Source organism: Cupriavidus sp. CER-90 (genome assembly GCF_057652055.1).
The window spans coordinates 1,476,498-1,495,185 of sequence record NZ_JBYGYM010000002.1 but is presented as its reverse complement, the minus strand read 5'-3'; the positions used below and the strand labels follow the sequence as shown (position 1 = coordinate 1,495,185).

At 64.7% G+C, this 18,688-nt stretch carries 15 protein-coding genes; 6 read left to right on the top strand and 9 right to left on the bottom strand.

What is annotated here, in order from left to right:
* Nucleotides 1-326: 326 nt before the first annotated feature.
* Nucleotides 327-770, bottom strand: a complete 444-nt coding sequence (locus AC24R4_RS17365) for a Cd(II)/Pb(II)-responsive transcriptional regulator (protein WP_400395969.1) — start codon at nt 768-770, stop codon at nt 327-329.
* A 186-nt stretch (nt 771-956) separates the two neighbouring features.
* Here AC24R4_RS17365 and AC24R4_RS17360 point away from each other — a divergent pair, with 186 nt between their 5' ends.
* Entirely contained in the window at nt 957-1,337 is a 381-nt protein-coding gene (locus AC24R4_RS17360; RefSeq protein ID WP_487523409.1) for a hypothetical protein, read from the top strand.
* Between the two features lie 116 nt (nt 1,338-1,453).
* Nucleotides 1,454-2,332: a protease HtpX gene (gene htpX, locus AC24R4_RS17355; RefSeq protein ID WP_400397651.1), complete on the top strand. Its 879-nt coding sequence runs from the start codon at nt 1,454-1,456 to the stop codon at nt 2,330-2,332.
* A 32-nt stretch (nt 2,333-2,364) separates the two neighbouring features.
* Here the strand turns inward: htpX and AC24R4_RS17350 are convergent, their stop codons facing one another.
* The 5 genes from AC24R4_RS17350 to AC24R4_RS17330 all read right to left on the bottom strand — a co-directional run bounded on the left by AC24R4_RS17350 (nt 2,365) and on the right by AC24R4_RS17330 (nt 9,954).
* Complete coding sequence (locus AC24R4_RS17350; RefSeq protein WP_487523408.1) at nt 2,365-3,393, bottom strand: GlxA family transcriptional regulator; 1,029 nt, start codon at nt 3,391-3,393, stop codon at nt 2,365-2,367.
* A 49-nt stretch (nt 3,394-3,442) separates the two neighbouring features.
* On the bottom strand, nt 3,443-4,648 hold the full coding sequence (locus tag AC24R4_RS17345) for an MFS transporter (RefSeq protein WP_487523407.1): 1,206 nt from the start codon (nt 4,646-4,648) through the stop codon (nt 3,443-3,445).
* A gap of 134 nt (nt 4,649-4,782) precedes the next feature.
* Nucleotides 4,783-7,977, bottom strand: a complete 3,195-nt coding sequence (locus AC24R4_RS17340) for a bifunctional cytochrome P450/NADPH--P450 reductase (RefSeq protein ID WP_487523406.1) — start codon at nt 7,975-7,977, stop codon at nt 4,783-4,785.
* Nucleotides 7,978-8,109: 132 nt separating this feature from the next.
* Complete coding sequence (gene arfB, locus AC24R4_RS17335; protein WP_400395739.1) at nt 8,110-8,514, bottom strand: alternative ribosome rescue aminoacyl-tRNA hydrolase ArfB; 405 nt, start codon at nt 8,512-8,514, stop codon at nt 8,110-8,112.
* 48 nt (nt 8,515-8,562) lie between these two features.
* Entirely contained in the window at nt 8,563-9,954 is a 1,392-nt protein-coding gene (locus tag AC24R4_RS17330) for an FAD-binding oxidoreductase (RefSeq protein ID WP_487523405.1), read from the bottom strand.
* A 279-nt stretch (nt 9,955-10,233) separates the two neighbouring features.
* Here AC24R4_RS17330 and AC24R4_RS17325 point away from each other — a divergent pair, with 279 nt between their 5' ends.
* Nucleotides 10,234-10,752 (top strand): Panacea domain-containing protein, encoded by a 519-nt coding sequence (locus AC24R4_RS17325; RefSeq protein ID WP_487523404.1) that lies wholly within the window; start codon nt 10,234-10,236, stop codon nt 10,750-10,752.
* A gap of 8 nt (nt 10,753-10,760) precedes the next feature.
* Entirely contained in the window at nt 10,761-11,036 is a 276-nt protein-coding gene (locus AC24R4_RS17320) for a hypothetical protein (protein WP_487523403.1), read from the top strand.
* A 136-nt stretch (nt 11,037-11,172) separates the two neighbouring features.
* On the opposite strand, the gene AC24R4_RS17315 is transcribed toward AC24R4_RS17320, so the two are convergent.
* The gene (locus AC24R4_RS17315; protein ID WP_487523402.1) at nt 11,173-12,399 is read right to left on the bottom strand and encodes an RtcB family protein; all 1,227 of its coding nucleotides are present in this window, start codon (nt 12,397-12,399) and stop codon (nt 11,173-11,175) included.
* Nucleotides 12,400-12,577: 178 nt separating this feature from the next.
* On the opposite strand from AC24R4_RS17315, the gene AC24R4_RS17310 reads away from it, so the two are divergent.
* Nucleotides 12,578-12,913 carry a hypothetical protein gene (locus AC24R4_RS17310; RefSeq protein ID WP_487523401.1) on the top strand — a complete coding sequence of 112 codons (336 nt, stop codon included), beginning with the start codon at nt 12,578-12,580 and terminating at the stop codon, nt 12,911-12,913.
* A gap of 455 nt (nt 12,914-13,368) precedes the next feature.
* Complete coding sequence (locus tag AC24R4_RS17305) at nt 13,369-15,441, top strand: acyltransferase family protein (RefSeq protein ID WP_487523400.1); 2,073 nt, start codon at nt 13,369-13,371, stop codon at nt 15,439-15,441.
* 248 nt (nt 15,442-15,689) lie between these two features.
* Here AC24R4_RS17305 and AC24R4_RS17300 read toward each other — a convergent pair whose 3' ends face one another.
* Both AC24R4_RS17300 and AC24R4_RS17295 read right to left on the bottom strand, forming a co-directional pair.
* Entirely contained in the window at nt 15,690-16,664 is a 975-nt protein-coding gene (locus tag AC24R4_RS17300; protein ID WP_487523399.1) for a DNA adenine methylase, read from the bottom strand.
* Nucleotides 16,665-16,682: 18 nt separating this feature from the next.
* Nucleotides 16,683-18,140, bottom strand: coding sequence for a hypothetical protein (locus AC24R4_RS17295; RefSeq protein WP_487523398.1), 1,458 nt, complete (start codon nt 18,138-18,140; stop codon nt 16,683-16,685).
* Between the last annotated feature and the right edge of the window lie 548 nt (nt 18,141-18,688).

Genomic DNA, 18,688 nt, shown 5'->3' with positions numbered 1-18,688 from the left:
GCGTGGTGGCTCGGGCCCGGTTCGGCACCGGACCCTTGCTGCTCAGGAGTGGGGTCGGTCAGGCCGGGAACCGGGCAGGATCAAGCGGGGCGTTGATCCGGCGGGTGGCGGTGATGGGCTGCGCCACCATGCGCGCGCGCGCCGGTCGCATGGTGCGAACCAGGACAAGGGCGGCGGACGGAAGGTGGCGAGACATCGTAGGAAATTTCTGAGAAAAAGAGCGTCTCTGGGACGCGAACGGCCATGCTAGCACAGCCATCGCGACATGGCCGATGAGAAACATCCCTGCTCTGGCGGGGATGGGTTCGCGTGGACTGCCAGGCAGTTCAGTGTCGCGCCGGCGCCGGATGGCACTCGCAGCCGGCCCCTTCGGCCGCCTGCTGCAGGTTCTGGAGGATGCCGCACTCGCTGGCCGGATGCGGGTGCGGGTTCTCGCAGGTATGGCGCAGCGTACGGAGTTGCGCCTCCAGTGCCTCAAGCGCCACACGCTGCGCGTGGATCTGCTCGATCTGGCGATCCAGCAGCGTGTTGATATCGTCACATGCGAGCGACGGGTTGCGCTGGAAGTCGCGCAGCCGGCGCACATCGGCCAGGCTCATGCCCAGCGAGCGGCAGTGCCGCACGAAATTCAGCTGCACCAGATGACCGTCGCCATAGCGGCGGTAGCCGTTGTCTTCGCGTTGCGGGGCGTCGAGCAGCCCTTCGCGTTCGTAATACCGGATGGTTTCCACGTCGCAGCCGCTATGGCGCGACAGTTCGCCGATGCGCATGGCCCAAATCTCCGAACTGGATCGATGATCCACCCTGTAGCCATTACAGGGTTTCCCGATAGTGTAGACCTGTCGCGCCGGGCTTGCAGTACCGGGCGTCGGCACGGCAATCGCTTCCCCTGCGGCCGGCGAGCCATCCTGTAGAATCGACGCCATCGTTTCTTGTCTTGCGCATCACCCGCCCCCGTGCATCCGCTTCGCCTCCTGATGATGATCGTGCTGCTTGCCTTCCTGCCGCTGCAGGCTTGGGCCGGCATTGGCATGTCCACGGCAGGCCCCGGCATGCAGGCGCCGCACGCGGCCGTCATGGCGCCAGGCAACGTGGCGGTGGCCGCGGACCCCGCTGAGGTTTCCCAGCCATCTGCCACACCGGTTTCGTCCGATTCCTCGCTGCCTGCCGATAGTGCGGAGCCGACGCCACCCGGCGCCGACTTTGCCGAGCAACTGCTGCCCGCGCCCCTGCCGCGCGTGGTGACATCGGCGGCGCGCGGCGCCGTGCCGCGCTACGCGGCCGCCCCGCTGCCCGATCCCGACCTGCCCCGGCTGCCGCGCCCGCCGCGCGGCTGATCCCGCTTTCGCGCGGCCGACATGGGCCGCGCCGATCCTTGTCGCGTGGCACGCCCGATGCGTGCCGTGCGCGCCTGCGGCCCTGTCCGCGTCCTTACCTGCACTGCCCCACAACCATGAAACGCATTTTCCTGTTCCTGGCGACCAACCTCGCCGTCATGCTCGTCCTCAGCATCACCGCCAGCCTGCTGGGCGTGAACCGCTTCCTGACGTCCAACGGCCTGAACCTTGGCATGCTGCTGGCCTTTGCCGCGCTGATGGGCTTTGGCGGCTCGTTCATCTCGCTGCTGATGTCCAAGACCATCGCCAAGTGGTCCACCGGTGCCCAGGTCATCACCCATCCGAGCACCAGCACCGAACTCTGGCTGGTGCAGACCGTCCAGAAGCTGGCCACGCGTGCCGGCCTGCCGATGCCCGAGGTGGCCATCTACGACGGCGAGCCCAACGCCTTTGCCACGGGCGCGTCGAAGAACAGTTCGCTGGTGGCCGTGTCCACGGGCCTGCTGCAATCGATGTCGCATGACGAGGTGGAGGCCGTGCTGGCGCACGAAGTGGCCCACATCGCCAATGGCGACATGGTCACGCTGACGCTGATCCAGGGCGTGGTGAACACGTTCGTGATCTTCATGGCGCGCGTGGTCGGCTACTTTGTCGACTCTTGGCTGCGCCGCAATGACGAGGAGTCCAGCGGCCCCGGCATCGGCTACATGATCACGGTGGTGGTCTGCGAGATCGTGTTCGGCATCCTGGCCAGCATCATCGTGGCGGCCTTCTCGCGGCATCGCGAGTACCGGGCCGACGCCGGCGCGGCGGGCCTGATGGGCACGCCCGTGCCGATGGTGGGCGCGCTGCGCCGCCTGGGCGGCCTGAACGCCGACGGCCTGCCGCAGAACATGCAGGCCATGGGCATCTCGGGCGGCAAGTCGTGGCTGGCGCTGTTCGCCAGCCACCCGCCGATCGAATCGCGTATCGCCGCGCTGCAAAACGCCCGCTGATGCGGGGTCGGCCGGCGGCGTGGCCCTTACCGCTACGCCGCCAGCCCGTCTTCCCCCGCCGCCGCGTCAGACCGGAACGCCGCCCGGTAGCGTTCGGGCGTGGTCTGCACATGGCGCAGGAACGCCTGCCGCATGACATCGGCATTGCCGAACCCCGTGGCGTGGGCGATCGCTTCCAGCCGGCGGTCGCTGCCTTCCAGCAGCCGCCGCACGGCTTCCACGCGCAGCCGCTCCACATAGCGCGCTGGCGTTTCTCCTACCTGCTTGACGAAAACCCGGGCAAAGTTGCGGGGGCTCATGGCCGCCTGCTCGGCCAGCACGCCCACCGACAGGTCGCGGCCGAGGTTGTCGGCGATCCACGTCTGCAGCGCGCGCAGCTCCGGGCTTTGCGCGGCCTGCGCGCGCAGCACGGTGGAAAACTGCGCCTGGCTGCCGGGGCGCCGCAGGAACATCACCAGTTCGCGCGCCACTTCCAGCGACACCGCGTGGCCCAGGTCTTCCTCGACCAGCGCCAGCGACAGGTCCATGCCTGCCGTGACGCCGGCCGACGTGTAGAAGCGTCCGGCGCGAATCCAGATCGGATCGGCATCGACGGTCAGTTCGGGGTGACGCTGCGCCAGCCGCTCGGCGTGGCGCCAATGCGTGGTCACGCGCTGGCTGTCGAGCAGGCCGGTGCGGCACAGCGCGAAGGCGCCCGTGCACACGGCACCCATGCGCCGCACCGTGCCGGCCTGCTCGCGCAGCCAGTCGATCAGCCGCGCGTCGTCGGCCGCGGCGCGCGAGCCCGCGCCGCCGGAGATCAGCAGCGAATCGATGGGCTTGCCGATCCGTCCGGCGATCTGGTGGTACGGCGCCTCGGCCAGCAGCCGCAGCCCGCATTCGGTATGCACGATGGCATCGTCGCTGACACTGGCCACGTGCACCGCGTACGCCGGCTGGTCGCGGCCGCACAGCTTGTTGGCCGTGCTGAAGACTGCCGTGGGCCCGGTCACGTCAAGTTCCTGCGACGGATCTGGCGCGACGATCACCACCACGCGCGGCGGGTCTGGGACGAGATGCATGATGGCTTGCGGGATGGGTGAGTGACGGGCTGCGCTGGCGTTCCCAAGATCATACTGCCGCGGCCATCGCCGCTGCCCGTTCCCGGCGCTGCCACGCCAGCGTCACCGCCAGCGCGATGCCCAGCGCCGGCAGCACCGCCAGGTTCACGCCCTGCCAGCCCCAGACGGTCAGCACCTGACCCGCCGCCAGCGTGGCCGCCGCCGTCAGCACGGCCGACGAAAACTCGCTGGCCGACTGCGTGCGCGCCCGTTCGCTGGGCCGGTAGCTGCCAGCCAGCAGCGTCGTGCCGCCCACCGACATGAAATTCCAGCCCATGCCCAGGCACAGCAGCGCCACGTAGAACGCCACCAGCGACGTCGAGCACAGCGCCACCCCCGCAGCCAGCGCGGACAGCGCGATGCCCGCCACCAGCATCACCGGATTGCCGAACCGCTGCAGCAGCCACCCCGAGAAGAACGACGGTGCGTACATGCCCACCAGGTGCCATTCGATGATCTGCGCGCCCTGCGCGATCGTGTGGTTGCAGGCGATGGCGGCAATGGGCGTGGCCGTCATCACGAACATCATCACCGCGTTGCCGATGCCGTTATTGGCAAACGACGCCAGGAACACCGGCTGCCGGACGATCTCGCCCAGCGGGCGCGCGGGCCGGGTATCGGCAGCGGCGGCGGCCAAGGCGGCCGGCGATTCGCGGTACGCCAGCATCAGCAGCATCACGGTCAGCGCCCCGAAGGCCGCCACCACGGCGTAGGAGCCGGCAAATGGCGTCGGCAGCATCATGTCGGCACTCCACGCGGCGATGGCCGGCCCGCACACGGCAGCCACCACACCGCCGGTCAGCACCACCGAAATCACGCGCGGCTTTTCCGGTAACGGTGCGGCGTCGGCGGCGGCCAGCCGGTAGAAGCGGGCAAACGACTGGAACACGCCGACCAGGGCCGTACCGGCGCAGAACAGCCAGAAATCATGGCGCCAGATTGCCGCCACCGACACCCATCCGCCGAGCATGCAGGCCACGCCGCCCAGGCAGAACGCGAAGCGGCGTCCGAATCGTTCGATCACGAACGGCACGCCCAGCGCCGTGGCCGCGCCCGCTACCGTAATCAGCGCGAACGGCAGCGTGGCCAGCGCCTTGGCTGGCGCGAGCGTGTAGCCGACCAGCCCGGTCAGCGTCAGGTCGACAGATATGGCGGACGTGAACAGCGCCTGGCACAGCGCCAGCACGCGCGCCTGGCGCATCGCGGGGGAAGCCATCGGGGGTCTCCGGATTCTGGAATGGGGATGGATTCCAGCGTACGGGCCCGGCCGGGCGGCCGACTGACAATGTTCAGTGGAATCCTGCCAAACCCGGCGGACTGTCCGGCAGGCCGTCCGATACCGCGTGGTTGTCAGTTGAATACGTCCTGGCGGTAGCGGCCCTGCGCCACCAGACCGGCGAACCAGTCCGATGCCGCGTCGGCTGTCATGCCACCCTGCTGCGCGCCGATCTCGATCAGCACCTGCCGCACGGCGGGCGCCATGCGGCGGCCGTCGCCGCAGACGTAGACCATCGCCCCGGCCCGCAGTTGATCCCAGACCTGCGCGCGCCGCTGCCAGAGCAGATCCTGCACATAGCGCGCGGCGCCCGGCAGCACCGAGTACGCGGTGTGGACCTCGGCGACACCCGCGTCGGCCCAGGCTGCGATGTCGTCGTGGAACAGCCAGTCGTGCCGGGGATGGCGGCAGCCGAAATACAGCTGCACCGGCGTGATGGCCTGCCCGGCCGCCTGCTGGGCGGCGCGCTCTTCCAGGAAGCCCCGGAACGGCGCGATGCCCGTACCCGGGCCGATCAGCAGCATCGGCACCGATGGATCGTCAGGCGGCGCGAACGGCGGATTCGGCGTGCGGATCGACGCCGATATTTGCGCGCCCGGCGGCAGGCCCTGCAGCCACGTGGACGCAACGCCGCGGAACTGGCCGCGCCCTGACAGCGCCGGGGCCCAGACCGTACCCACCAGCAGCGTGGCCACATCGGGCGACACCCGCGGCGACGATGCAATCGAATAGAAGCGCGGCCGCATCGGCACCGTGCAGGCCAGCAGTTGCGGGAGCGTGAGGGCGATGGCCGGAAAGCGGATCAGCACATCGAGCAGGTTGAGCCGCCGCGCGGCCACCTGGGCGGCATAGCCGGAATCGGCATCGTCGGCGGCAAGCTGCTCCAGCGACTGCCGTGTGAACGGGCAGCGCGTGGCCTGGGCCAGCGAACGGAGCGTCTGGCGCGACACCACGTCCTGCAGTTCGACGAAGTGCGTCAGCAGTTGCCGCAGCGGCAGCGTCTCGCCGATCGGCAGCCCGCGCCCGGCGCCCTGGCGGGCCGACAGCGTGACCAGCGCCTCGGGGTCAAGGTCGAGCCGCTCGCAGAGCGTCGTCACCGCTGCCGCGTCATTCTGCGGCCAGACCGCAACGTGATCGCCGGTCCGGTAGGTGGCACCGGGTGGCAGTTGCAGCCGGATGTCGCGCGTCGATGTGCGCGGCGCTTCGATGGCGAAGTCCCATAGCCCGGCGGGATCGGCAACCAGCTCGGCATTGGCCAGCACCGTGAAGGTCTGCGTGCCGGCCGGCAGGGTGTCGGCACGCATGGCTTCGACACTGCGCCACTGCACGTCCACGCTGATGCCGCCCGTGCTGGCGCCATCGGCCTGCAGCGCCTGCCACAATTGCGCCAGCCAGCGTTCCGCCGCCCGGTCGAAATCGGCATTGCCATCGGCCTCGCCGCGCGGCAGCAACGGCACCGCGCCGGCGGCCGTGAAGAAGTCGAACACGCGGCGCGGAAAGGCCTGGTACGTCGCCCATTGCGAGTTGCCGCAGCCAAGCAGCGCCAGCCGCAAGCCCTCGGCGCGGTAGCCGCTGGCACCGCCGGCATCGAGCATGGCTTCGAACCGACGGCCGGAATCCGGTGCGCGGCCGTTATAGGTGGCCGCCACCACCACCAGCAGGCCCGATGTGGGCAGGGCATCCGCCACGTCGTCCAGATCGGCCAGTGTGGCCTCGAACCCCACCGCCACCGCGCCGTCATGGATCTGCTCGGCCAGCTCGCGTGCCGTGCCCAGGCTCGACGCGCACAGCACGGTCATGGCCTGGCCATTGCCGCGTACGTCGGCCTGCGCGGCATCGGCCACCACTTCGGCGGCCGCCTGGACCGCGATCCGCTCATGCGGGCGCCGGCGCCGGGCGCGCAGCACGAAGTTGTCGGGCTTGATCGTCAGCGTTTCCTTGAGCCGGAACTGGTAGTCGTACGGATCGTGGAAGGCGAAGTTGCGCAGCATCAGCGCCAGTGCCAGCTTGGCCTCGGTCAGCGCGAACTGGCGGCCGATACAGGCGCGTTCGCCATGGCCGAACGGCATATAGGCGTGCGCCGGCAGCGCCGCTTCATTCTCTGGCAGGAAACGGTCGATATCGAACCGCTCCGGGTGCGCCCACACCTTCGGATCGCGATGCAGCGCCGTCAGCACCACCGAGACGCGACGGTTCTGCCGCAACCGGTAGCGGCCGCCGATCACCACATCGTCGAACGGCGCCACGGCGAAGGCCGGCGCGGTCGGCCACAGGCGTAGTGTTTCCTTCAAAACGCGATCCAGCACAGGCAGGCGGGCCAGGTCGGCATGGACGGGCGGGGCGTCGCCGGGCAGCACGGCATCGACTTCGGCATAGGCCTGCGCCAATACGGCCGGGTTGCGCAGCAGTTCGTACAGCGCGAAGGTCAGCAGGCCGCTGGTGGTCTCGTGGCCGGCGATCAGGAATGTGATGACCTGGTTGCGGATATTGGCGTCGTCGAGCTGGCGGTCCGTTTCGGGGTCGCGCGCTTCGAGCATCAGGTTCAGCAGGTCCATGCCCGGCCGGGGCGCGGCCCGGCGCTGGCGGATCACGTCGTCCACCAGGTTGCGCATGTAGGCCACGTCGTCGGCGAACTGGCGGTGCGCGCGGCCCATGAAGCGGTCCTGGATCGGCAGCCGCGTGAGCTTGCGCATCGCCTCTTCCAGCGCGCCCACCATTGCCACGATAAACGGGTCAAGCTGGTCGCTGGCGAACGACTCGAAGTCGTAGCCAAAGCCGGACAGCGCGATGGTGTCGAGCGTCAGCCGCGTCATGTCGTCGGCCACGGCGATATCGGCATCGGGCCCCTTGTGGTCCCACTTGTCCACCAGCCGGTTGGCCACGCGCAGCATCACGTCGAAGTAGCCCTTCATGGCGCGCTGGCTGAAGGCCGGCATCAGGATGCGGTGCGCGCAGCCCCAGTTCGGCTCGTCGCTGTGGGCGGTGAACAGGCCGTCGCCGGCCATGTCGCGCAGATACGACAGCGGCGGGCCGATGATCTTGCGAAAGCGCGCCGGGTCGCACACTTCGGCCGCCAGCGCCACCGACGACACGAACGGCACGCGCCGCCCCGCGAAATCCAGTTCGAAGATGCCGTCGTGATGACGGCTGCGCGCCAGCAAGTGCTGCCCGACTTCGCCGGGCGTGATCTGGAACAGGTTGCCGACGAGGGGCCAGCCCGGATCGCGCGGAATCGGTTCCAGGGTAACGGCGGGCGTGACGGATGACATGGATGGGGGCATTCCTTGTCGAAATCGGAAATGGCTGGGCAGCGCGATGCCAGAGCATGCCTGTCTATCGCCGCCTTGTCCCGCCCGGTCTCCCTGCGTTTGAAATATTTGTTCGACTTCCGAGGCGCCCCGCTAATCGACCACCCGCCCCCGCAGCGCCTTGATCTGCCCGCGCTGCACCTTGGCGTCGAGCCGGCGCACCTTCGACGCCCGGGTGGGCCGGGTGGCGCGCCGGACGCGCGGCGGCTCGGCCACGCTGCGTACCAGGTCATGCAGGCGCCGGATGGCTTCCTCGCGATTCATCTCCAGGCTGCGATGCTGCTGCGCCTTGATGACGATCACCCCGTCTCGCGTGATGCGGTGGTCGTGCAGCGCCAGCAGGCGTTCCTTGTGATCGGCGGCCAGCGAGGATGTGCGCACGTCATAACGCAGGTGTACCGCATTGGACACCTTGTTGATGTTCTGCCCGCCCGCGCCCTGGGCGCGGATGGCGGTGATCTCGTACTCGTGGTGAGGGATGAACAGGTCGTCGGCCATGCGCCGCATCATAGCAATGCATGGTCGGGCGGTGTGCGGCGCATCGTGTCACGGCGCCGGCTTGATGTTCTGGTTCGAGCAGAACAGGTTCTGCGGATCGTAAGTGCGCTTGGCGCGCGCCAGGCGGTCGAAGTTGTGGCCATACGCGGCGTTGACCCGCGCGCCTTCGTCCTCGGTCATGAAATTCACATACACGCCGCCGGTGGCATAGGGCGCGGTGGCGTCGAAGAAATCGCGCGCCCAGCCGATGCAGGCAGTGTCCTCGTCGGTACGGTCCCAGCGCGAATGCACATTCATCACATAGCGCGCGTCGCGATGATGGTATGCCGTGGCGTCGGGTGCCACGCGGTTGGCCACGCCGCCCACCTGGCCGATAAAGATCTCGGCATGGGCCGACGGCCCGCGCGCCGCGTAATCGGTCATCAGGTCGATGGCGGCATCGTCCAGCCGCGTGAAGTTGTGCGACTTCCAGTAATTGCGCGCGCCCGGTGTCAGCAAGGGGTCGAACGCCTGTTGCCAGGCCGTGTAGGGCATCTGGCCCACGTGCTCCCCGATGGGCTGGCCGAATCGGCGCAGCGGGTCGATCGCCCTGTCGGCCTTCCCCGGGTCGCCGGTATAAAAGACCGCCAGCACCACCACATTGGCGCCGTGTGCCGACGACGGCAGGAACGGCAGCGGCGGCGCCTTGCGCAGGACGACCCAGACGTTCATATCGTCGGGCATGGCCGATTCCGTAAAGGCGCGGTACTGGCGCAGCACCGACTTGCCTTCGACGGCGGGGAACACGATCAGCCCGGCCGTCACCAGCGGTCCCACCGCATGCAGCTGGAATTCGAACAGCGTGACCACGCCGAAATTGCCGCCGCCACCGCGCAGGGCCCAGAACAGTTCCGGCTCGTGGTTGGCATCGGCCCAGCGCCGCTGGCCATCGGCCGTCACCACCTCGCAGCCCCGCAAGTTATCGACCGTCATGCCGTACTGGCGCGTCAGCCAGCCGAATCCGCCGCCAAGCGTCAGCCCCGCCACGCCCGTCGTCGAGTTGATGCCGAGCGGCGTGGCCAGACCGAGAGCCTGTGCCTCATGGTCAAAATCACCCAGCGTGGCGCCGGGGCTCACCCACGCAACCTTGTCGCGCGGATCGATATGGACGCTGCGCAACCCTGACAGGTCGACCACCAGCCCGTCATGACAGATGGCGCTGCCGGCAATGTTGTGGCCCCCGCCGCGCACGGCGACCGGCAGGCCATGATCGCGCGCGAAATTGACGGCCTGCATCACGTCGGCCGTGCCCGTGCATTGGACGATGACCGCAGGCCGGCGATCGACCGTGGCGTTCCAGACGGTGCGCGCCACGTCGTAACCGGCGTCGTGCGGCAGCAGCACCTTGCCGCGCACGGCCTTGCGCAGCATATCGATGTGGTCGGCGGCAAGCGTGGGCATGATGAACCCTCCCCTTTTTCAACAACGGTCTTCCCGGGCGAGGATACGGATGCAAGGCACGCGCCAGGCACCGGCGAACGGCTTCGCAGCAACGGTTGCGGCAATGACGTGCGTGCTGACGATCGTGCGGGTAGCACAATTTGTTGCAGTCTTGAGGCGGCGTGGGCGAGACACGGCCGTGCAGATGACACACATGTTTACTTGGCCTGGGGTGTGGCTGCACGGTATGGTCGCCTTCATGCCGGATCACAAACAAGCACGCAGAACAGAGGGGTCGCCATGTGGAAATTCTGGAAGCGAGAGAACTGGACGAAATACGATGCGAGAGCGCATGACGGGAAGGCGCTGGCCGTTGCCCAGTACATGCTAAAGCGCCGTCAGGACGCGGGAGCGGGACTGACTCCCTTGCAGTTGACCAAGCTTACGTACATCGCACACGGTCATATGTTGGCGAGGCACATGCGGCCGCTCTTCGACGAGGAGGTTCAGGCGTGGCCGCTCGGACCCATGGTGCCGAGTGTCTACTACGCCGTGCGGCACTATTGCAGCCGGTTCATCGACGCGGTGCCTGGCGCGCCAGTTGTCGATTTTGATCCGCATGAGATCGCTCTCATGGATTGGGTTGCCGACATGTATGGTCGTCTTGACGGAATTGCCCTGGCCGGCGCCATGCATCATCCAGGAACACCCTGGCGTATCACGCGTGACGAAATAGGGAAGAACGGGCCCATTTCCAATAACCTGCTTGCCCATTTCTATAGGCAGATCTTGCGCAAAGGCCGGCATCACGCGCTGTGAGGTCCAGGATGAACGACGAAGCCATGAGGATCTCCGCATTCCCTCAGGATCTTGAGTTTGACGGAGGCGAAACGGACGGTGCTCCAGCGGGCTATCCGGAAGAGCATGGACTGATGGGTCCCGGCGACCTGGCGCATGACGGCCGTGTCCGCGAGCACAAACGCCACCAATCATTCCGCGACCAGGTCAACTGGGCGATGATCGGCATGTTCTGGATCCTCTGCACAGCCCTGGCGGGCGGCATCGTCGTCTATAGCTGGCATTTGATGACCCCGCTGCTATGACACTTTCTTGATGACTCGCAGCAGGTGCGCTTGCAAACCTTGCTGGCGCCGGCCGTGCTATCGAGTTCGCTGACGGGGTATGTCAGCCGGCGCATTGAATAGGACGGAGCGACATCTGCCCGCCGCCCGGCCCCGCCTACCCCTTCACGCAGACCACCTGCCGCAGCGTGTGGACGACTTCGACCAGGCTGCTCTGGGCGGCCATGACGGCGTCGATGTCCTTGTAGGCCATCGGAATCTCGTCGATCACGGCGGCGTCCTTGCGGCATTCCACGTGCGCGGTGGCCTGGACCTGGTCTGCCACCGTATAGCGGCGCCTGGCTTCGTTGCGGCTCATGGTCCGGCCGGCGCCGTGGCTGCAGGAGCAGAAGCTCTCGGCGTTCCCCAGCCCGCGCACGATGAAGCTCCTGGCGCCCATCGACCCCGGGATGATGCCGAGCTGTCCCTTCTGGGCCGAGACCGCGCCCTTGCGCGTCACGAAGACATCGGCGCCAAAGTGGCGCTCCTTCTGCACATAGTTGTGGTGGCAGTTCACTGCGTGTTCATCCATCGCGAATGGCTTGCCGATGACAGCCCGCGCCGCCTCGACCACGGCGGCCATCATCACTTCACGATTTCGGCGCGCATATTCCTGCGCCCAGCCCACGGCCTCGACGTAGTCGTCGAAATGCGCGCTGCCTTCTTCGAAATACGCCAGGTCGCGATCGGGCAGGTTGGCAATGTGCTGCCGCATGTCCTGCTGCGCCAGTTCGATAAACTGCGTGCCGATGGCATTGCCCACGCCACGTGACCCGCTATGGAGCATGAGCCAGACCGTGTCGCTTTCGTCGAGGCAGACTTCGATGAAGTGATTGCCCGTGCCGAGCGTTCCCAGATGGACATGGTTATTCGTCCGCGTGAGCTTTGGGTACTTCTGGCAGATTCGCTCGAAGCCCGGCATCAGCGTCTTCCACATTTCGTCCACGTGGTGGGGCGGACGATCCCCCCAGGCACCCGGATCGCGCCGTCCCGGCGCCCGGCCGTGCGGCACCGCGCGCTCGATGGCGCTGCGCAGCCGGTGCAATGAATCGGGCAGGTCCGCCGCCTTCAGCGTCGTGCGCGCAGCCATCATGCCGCAGCCAATATCGACCCCGACCGCCGCCGGGATAATGGCTCCCTGGGTAGGAATAACCGTCCCTATCGTCGATCCCTTACCCAGATGTACGTCCGGCATCACGGCCAGATGGCGGAACACGAAGGGCATGCGCGCCGTGTTCTGCAACTGCCGCCGGGCATCTTCCTCGACGGGCACGCCAACCGTCCACATCTTGACTGGCTTGCCGTTGGCCAGCGCCATCACCTGGTAGTCGGTCGTTTCACTCATCCTGGCACCTCTCTGTCCCTTTTCTGTCCCGGCCTCGATGCGCGGTGCATCGATTCCCCTGTCCATTGGGCCTGCCGCTTGCCGGGCCGTTCCGCATCCGGGCCTTCCGCCCAATATCCAGCGCCCCCGCCCTGGTGCTAGAACGGAAACTCGGCGCCGACAGATTGAAGGGGATGCCATGAAACGCCTGCCATTGATCCTTGCCCTCTGGACGGCCCTGCTGCTTGGCGGCTGCTATTACGGCTATCCGCCCGCGCCAGGGCCGGGACCGACCAGCTTCGACCGCTCGTTCTACGCGGCGGCCGACGCCATGCGCGATCAGGGTGTGGCGGTGCAGACGCAGGAGCCGACCACCGGCAATATCACCGGCTACTACGGCAGCACCCCCGTGGCGGCCATGATCCGGCAGCAGTCGGATGGCAGCGTGCGCGTGGAATTCCAGGCGGCCGATTCCCGCGACCCGGGGCTGGTCAACCGGATCACGCAAAGCTATCAGCGGCGGATGGGGCGGTAACGCGGCGCGGCGGCGTGGCCGGGACTCGGCGGCGCGATTTTCCGAATCTTTATCCCTCCCCATGAGGGATTTTCTCGGCACATCGAGATTCTTATTATGTCGGGCTTGAAGATTGCCAGTCGTGGCTTCACCCGGGTACTCAAAGAAGTGCCCTGAGAAAATAGAACATGAAATTCGGTCATCCTGTCGCGGAATCCTCCTCCTTTTCCCTTCTGCACGCGCCGCATCACGGCGCCGGCAAATGCCCGGCTGCACGTGATGGGGTCGCGCATCCTCATTCCAGCCACTGAAGACATGCAGATCCGGCCGTCGCCGGACCTGCAATGCCCTTTGCACGCACGGTTTTACACGCGCCAAACGCACCGTTAAGTCAGTGAGGTGACTGACTTGAACAGTGCGTTGGCGTGCGGGCGGCTTCCCTTTGCACGGGTTGCTGTCCCCTCCCCGGTAATCCAATGTCAGCCCAAGCATTATCAGATCAGCCGGCAAGTGTTGCCGGACAAAAAGCCCACGTCTGGGCGCTAGACTATCGGCCCGACATCGACGGAATGCGCGCACTGGCCATCTTGGCCGTGGTGGGCTTCCACGCCTTTCCAGACCTGATTCCAGGCGGCTTTGCCGGTGTGGACATTTTCTTCGTCATATCCGGGTACCTGATTACCCGGCACATTCTCAAGGACATCGAGGACGGCCGGTACAGCACCGCCCGGTTTTACGCCAAGCGCGTCAAGCGGATTTTTCCGGCCCTGATCTCGGTGCTGGCCGCATCCGCCGCGCTTGGATGGCTCATCCTGACCCCCGAGGAATATGAGTCGCTGGGGCGGCACATGATTTCCGGCGCGGGCTTCTTTGCCAATATCCAGAACTGGAAGGAAGCCGGCTATTTCGATCGCGCGGCGGACACAAAGCCGTTACTGCACCTGTGGTCGCTGGGCGTGGAGGAGCAGTTCTATATTGCATGGCCGCTGATCCTGGCGGCGCTGTCCCGCAAACGCCGATGGCTGGTCAAAGGCATCGTCGTGTTGATCGTGCTGTCGTTCGCTTACAGCATGGCCACGGTATTCCGCGACATCACCGCCGATTTTTATTCCCCGGTCACGCGATTCTGGGAATTGGCCGTGGGCGCATGGCTGGGCCAGGTCACGCTGCACCGGCCCGCATTCGGCTCGGCACATCGGCGTTGCGCGGGCTGGATCGGCGCGGCGTTGATCCTTGCCGCTCTCGTCGGCCTGCGGCCGGCGTCGGCCTTTCCTGGCGCCTGGGCGCTGTTGCCGACGGTCGGCGCGGCTTTGCTGATCCTGGGCGGTACGAGGGCGCCGTTCAACCAGCGCATCCTGGCCGCGCCACCGCTGGTCTGGATCGGCCTGATCAGCTATCCGCTTTATCTCTGGCATTGGCCGCTGTTTGCCTTCGCGCGTATTCTGCGCGGCGAGACGCCCGCCGCCGAAGCGAGGCTGTGGGCCATCGCAGCCAGCGTTGTGCTGGCCTGGGCAACTTATCGGTTTATCGAGCGGCCCATCCGGGACCGCCGCGGCAGCGCCGCGAACTGGGCAATCGGCGGCTTGTGCCTGGCCATGGCCGCGGTCATCGCGGTGGGTGTGGCAATCAAGAAACGGGACGGCTTTCCAGGGCGTCTGGATGACCTGGTGAATGGCGACCTGAAAACGCTGACCTTCGGGTCCGAATTTGGACATTATCGACACGAATGCGGCGTCTCTGCCGAGCATGCAAGGCATTTGGCCTTCTGCCAGACAAGCGGGCAAGGCGCGCCGGCTTTCGCGGTGCTGGGCGATAGCAAGGCGCAGGCGCTTTATTTCGGCCTGGCGAATGAACTGGCGTCCGACGGAGCCGGCGTGCTGATGGGCTCCTTCGTCGCACCTGGCGCCGACAGTTCCGTGGCCGAAAACAAGAAGGCGGCCATACATGCCGCGCTGGAATCCGTCCTGGCGTCCCCGTCGATAAAGCTCGTCATCTGGGCGGTGGCGCTACGGCACACGCTCCCGGCGGATGAAAACGGCCATGTGCGTGGACATCCATCGATTGACACACCGCTATCGGCCTATGGCGAAGTCATCCGGAAGGCGCATGCCGCGGGCAAGCGGGTGATTTTCGTCATCGATAATCCCACCCTCCCGGACCCAACCAGCTGCGTGTCGGGTGGGCTGACGTCGAGCCCGCTGCTGAACCGAATATTCTGGCGACATCAGAATCCGCGTTGTTCCAGCAGCTACACCGGGCATTTGGCGGGCACCGCGCCGTACCGGCATTTCGTGGCCGAGCTGGGGCGGCAAAATCCTGGTCTTTTCGTCTACGATCCCACGCCGTTGCTTTGCGATTTGCAAAAGGACCGCTGCAACATCATGCGGGAAGGAAATTTCCTGTACAGCTATTCGGACCACCTCTCGTATTACTCGAGTTCCATGATTGCCCGGGACATGGCGTCCGACATCCGGAAGGCGATCGGCGGCGCGGCCGCAATGTCGGACCGACAAGCGCATACCCCGGGACAGGGGCAACAGGCCATGTGACTGGAAACAGGCGGGAAACAGTGGCCGGGCGCCGGTGATCGGCCGGCCATTGTGGCTTGCTGAAAGCGGGAAAATTCTTGGCGCGCCCGGCTGGGATCGAACCAGCAACCCCTGCCTTCGGAATTTTGGTGACGCGCTAAAGGGCTTTATAAATCAATGCCTTGCGCAACTCGCAACTCGCAACTCGCAAAATCAAGGCTAACCTAGGGCACTCAAGACCAATCAATCGTGCCCTAGGTGAAATCTAGCTACAGTCGCGCGGAGCCGGACTTCGCTGCCGACGACTTTGTTCTGGCCTTCGTGCCACCTTTCCCGCAAGCAACGCTGCATTGAGCGAGTAGGCCCGAGGACGCGTGGAGCGCGTGGTCGATGGACGGAAGCTTGGAGCTCACCGGCAAGCTGAGATCGTCCGAGAAAACGAAAACCTCTTTGCCCTTGTACACACGGGATGCGTTGTACTGGAGGTCATAGAGGAAGGAGCGGCGGTTGGCGTAGTACGCAAGGATCTCGGGCGCACTGTCGTAGGATACAACCCATTTTCTCACGAGGTCTTTCTGAATGATTTCAGAAATTCTTTCATGATCAGACGGGTGGTAAGAATTTAGGTATAGCCGGCTCGCCTTTTCAAAATATGGCGGATCGCAATATACCAGAGAGTTTTCCGGCAATTTAGGGATATGCTCCTGAATGAAACGCTCGGCATCCCAATTTTTCAGAACAATTGAATCACTGCGTGTCGCAATGACTTCAATGCGCCGAATCAGTTCATTTCTTGGAAAACGGGCATCCATTCTCCACTCACCGTCTTGGGCCAACCCGCCAATGAGCCCTCCAGAAAGAACGCCCGATCGATTACAGCGGTTCAAATAAAACGTACTGAATCCAACCTCCAACTGGCAGTGACCTCGTGGATTCTTTACGATTTCCCTACGCCGACGCCATTCCTCTACCGTAAGTGATGCACTGGATATGAGACGGCACAGTTCTTCCGGTTTTGTAAGCACTGACTTCCAAAATGCATACACGGGTACTGAGGAGTCGTTTAGGTGAATCTTGGTGACCAAGTTGTCCAGCAGCAGTTCAAGCGCGACGCCCGCACCGCCAGCGTAGGGCTCGGCATAGTGGCCGCCGACAAGATCGTTCTCCCTCAACAACTCGACGATGAATGGGGCCAACTTTTGCTTGCCACCAGGATATCGAAGTGGGGTGCGGAATCTACTCATAAATATTGTTCGTACGGGTTATTCGCACATTGCTTCTAGCAACGGAAAGACGGAGGCGAAAAGGATGGCGATGTCCCGCTCTTGCTGGGCAAACCTTGGATTGTGCACCAGTTGATTCATCGATGTCACCGACAGAATTCCCTCTGGGCGCCCGAGTTCCACCATAGCGCCATGCAACCGGCGGGTCGCCTCTTTGTCCTTCTTGTTATTGGTGAGGTGGGCGGTGATATCGCGCAGCACATCCACGAGTGATCTGTCGTTACCGTCGGACTTTACCGCTGCTAGGCCGTCAGCTGCATGGTCCTTGCAATACGCCTTTGCTGCGATTTCGAACATGCTGCGAAACAGGAAGCAAAAGGCAATCGGGTTCGTATCCAGCTTCAGCTTGCGGATTTCGATCAAGAGAGACACCACCTTCTCCCTGTTCGGGCCACGGGGTACGAATTTCTTCAGGGCGCGAGCAACGTTTCGGGGATCTTCAAGAGGGATCGCCCGTTCTTTCGGCTTCCCGTTCCCATTCGTTGCGCCAGTTCCAGCACTTGAGCCAGCGCCTGCGGCCGCGTCGGCGGTGCCAACCTTGCCTTTGCCATCGCCCTTCCCTGCACCGCTATCGCCAGCAGTGCCACTTGTCCCGTTACCGGCAGCGTCAGCCTTACCTTTACCCTTACCAGCGGCAGAAGCAGCCTCGGGAATACCGTACATGGTAAGCACGTCACCGTGACGCAGCGAGTCGAACCTGACCACACTCAAGCCGATATCGCGCAAGATGTTCTCAACTTCGGTCTTGAACTTGATCTTCGGGTAGCCCGCTGCAAGCTCATTTCCCGAGGAAAGACCGATACGCGGTGCACATTTCTTGATCGCTTCCGCCAGGACGGTTAGCGGATACTCGCCTGCCCATCTTTGGGCCTGCTGTGCCGTATGGTTTTTGCCCTGGGCCAGGTACTTTTCCAGAAGATCTAGCGCCGGCTCGGACACCCCGTTTTCTTCCCTGTTATGACGCGCGCGAGCCACCGCGGTCCATCCATCGCGACCAGCTTTTTCGCCTTTGCCGTGAGTGAGACTTCGTATCCGATTTACTGTGTCGGCCTCTTCAGGCTCATAAATGGCGCAAGGGACTTTCGCGTTTTCTCGTTTCCACTTCGGCGAGATATTCTGGATCGCCTCGGCGATGTGCGATGGCACCGGTAGTCCGTCCAACGGGACAATTCCGTGGATGAGCTTTAGGGCGGATACCCGGCGATTTCCTTCCTTGACCTCAAATGAGGGGCGAGACCCACCGCTCTTTTGGACGAGGATATTTTCCGTTGGGAGATAACCAGTGTCCAAGAGACTTTCAGTTAGCGCCCAAAACCAGTCAGGCTTGATGGCAATTATGGCCTCAATCGCCTTTTGCTCCCCGTTCTGCCGCATCGTTCGATAATTAGCGAGGTCCAGCTTGAGTTTTGTTACTGGCATCAGTTCTGTCGCTGGCATAGCACCTCCCGAATCGAATAATTCGCGATTCTATCGAAATCTGCGAGATGTAATACATACAAAGGTCAAAGGACTGCCCCTGCGACAGTGGGGTGTTCCAACGGCCTCGCCTTTGCACTAGCCCGCCCGGCGCCGGACTGAATGGCCGCCGAGTCGTTTGATGACCCGCGCGGCCGCACGGATTCCTTATCAGTTCCGGCGCCGCCTAGCCTCACGCTTGAGTGCCCACGGATCCTGCCCGGCCAGCTTGGTCGACCAGTCTATTTCCGCCTGGCGCTGGCGCTCTTCCTCCAGGCACGGCCCCCCCCCGTTAATTTGCGGCGCAACGCGCCAATCACTATCTACAGCGCCGTGGCCGTCGACGTGCCGGCGGACGCCTGGAACACGACAGCAGCTGATCTGCGCGTCGAACGATGCTGTGGATCCGATCAACGCCCCCTCTTCCCTAGCATCGCTTGAGCTTCTTCAGAAGGAGCGTGCTCGCGTTCTGTCGGGACTATAAAAGGCGTCATGGTTGTCGCTTTAGACAATGACGGTAGCTACTCCTG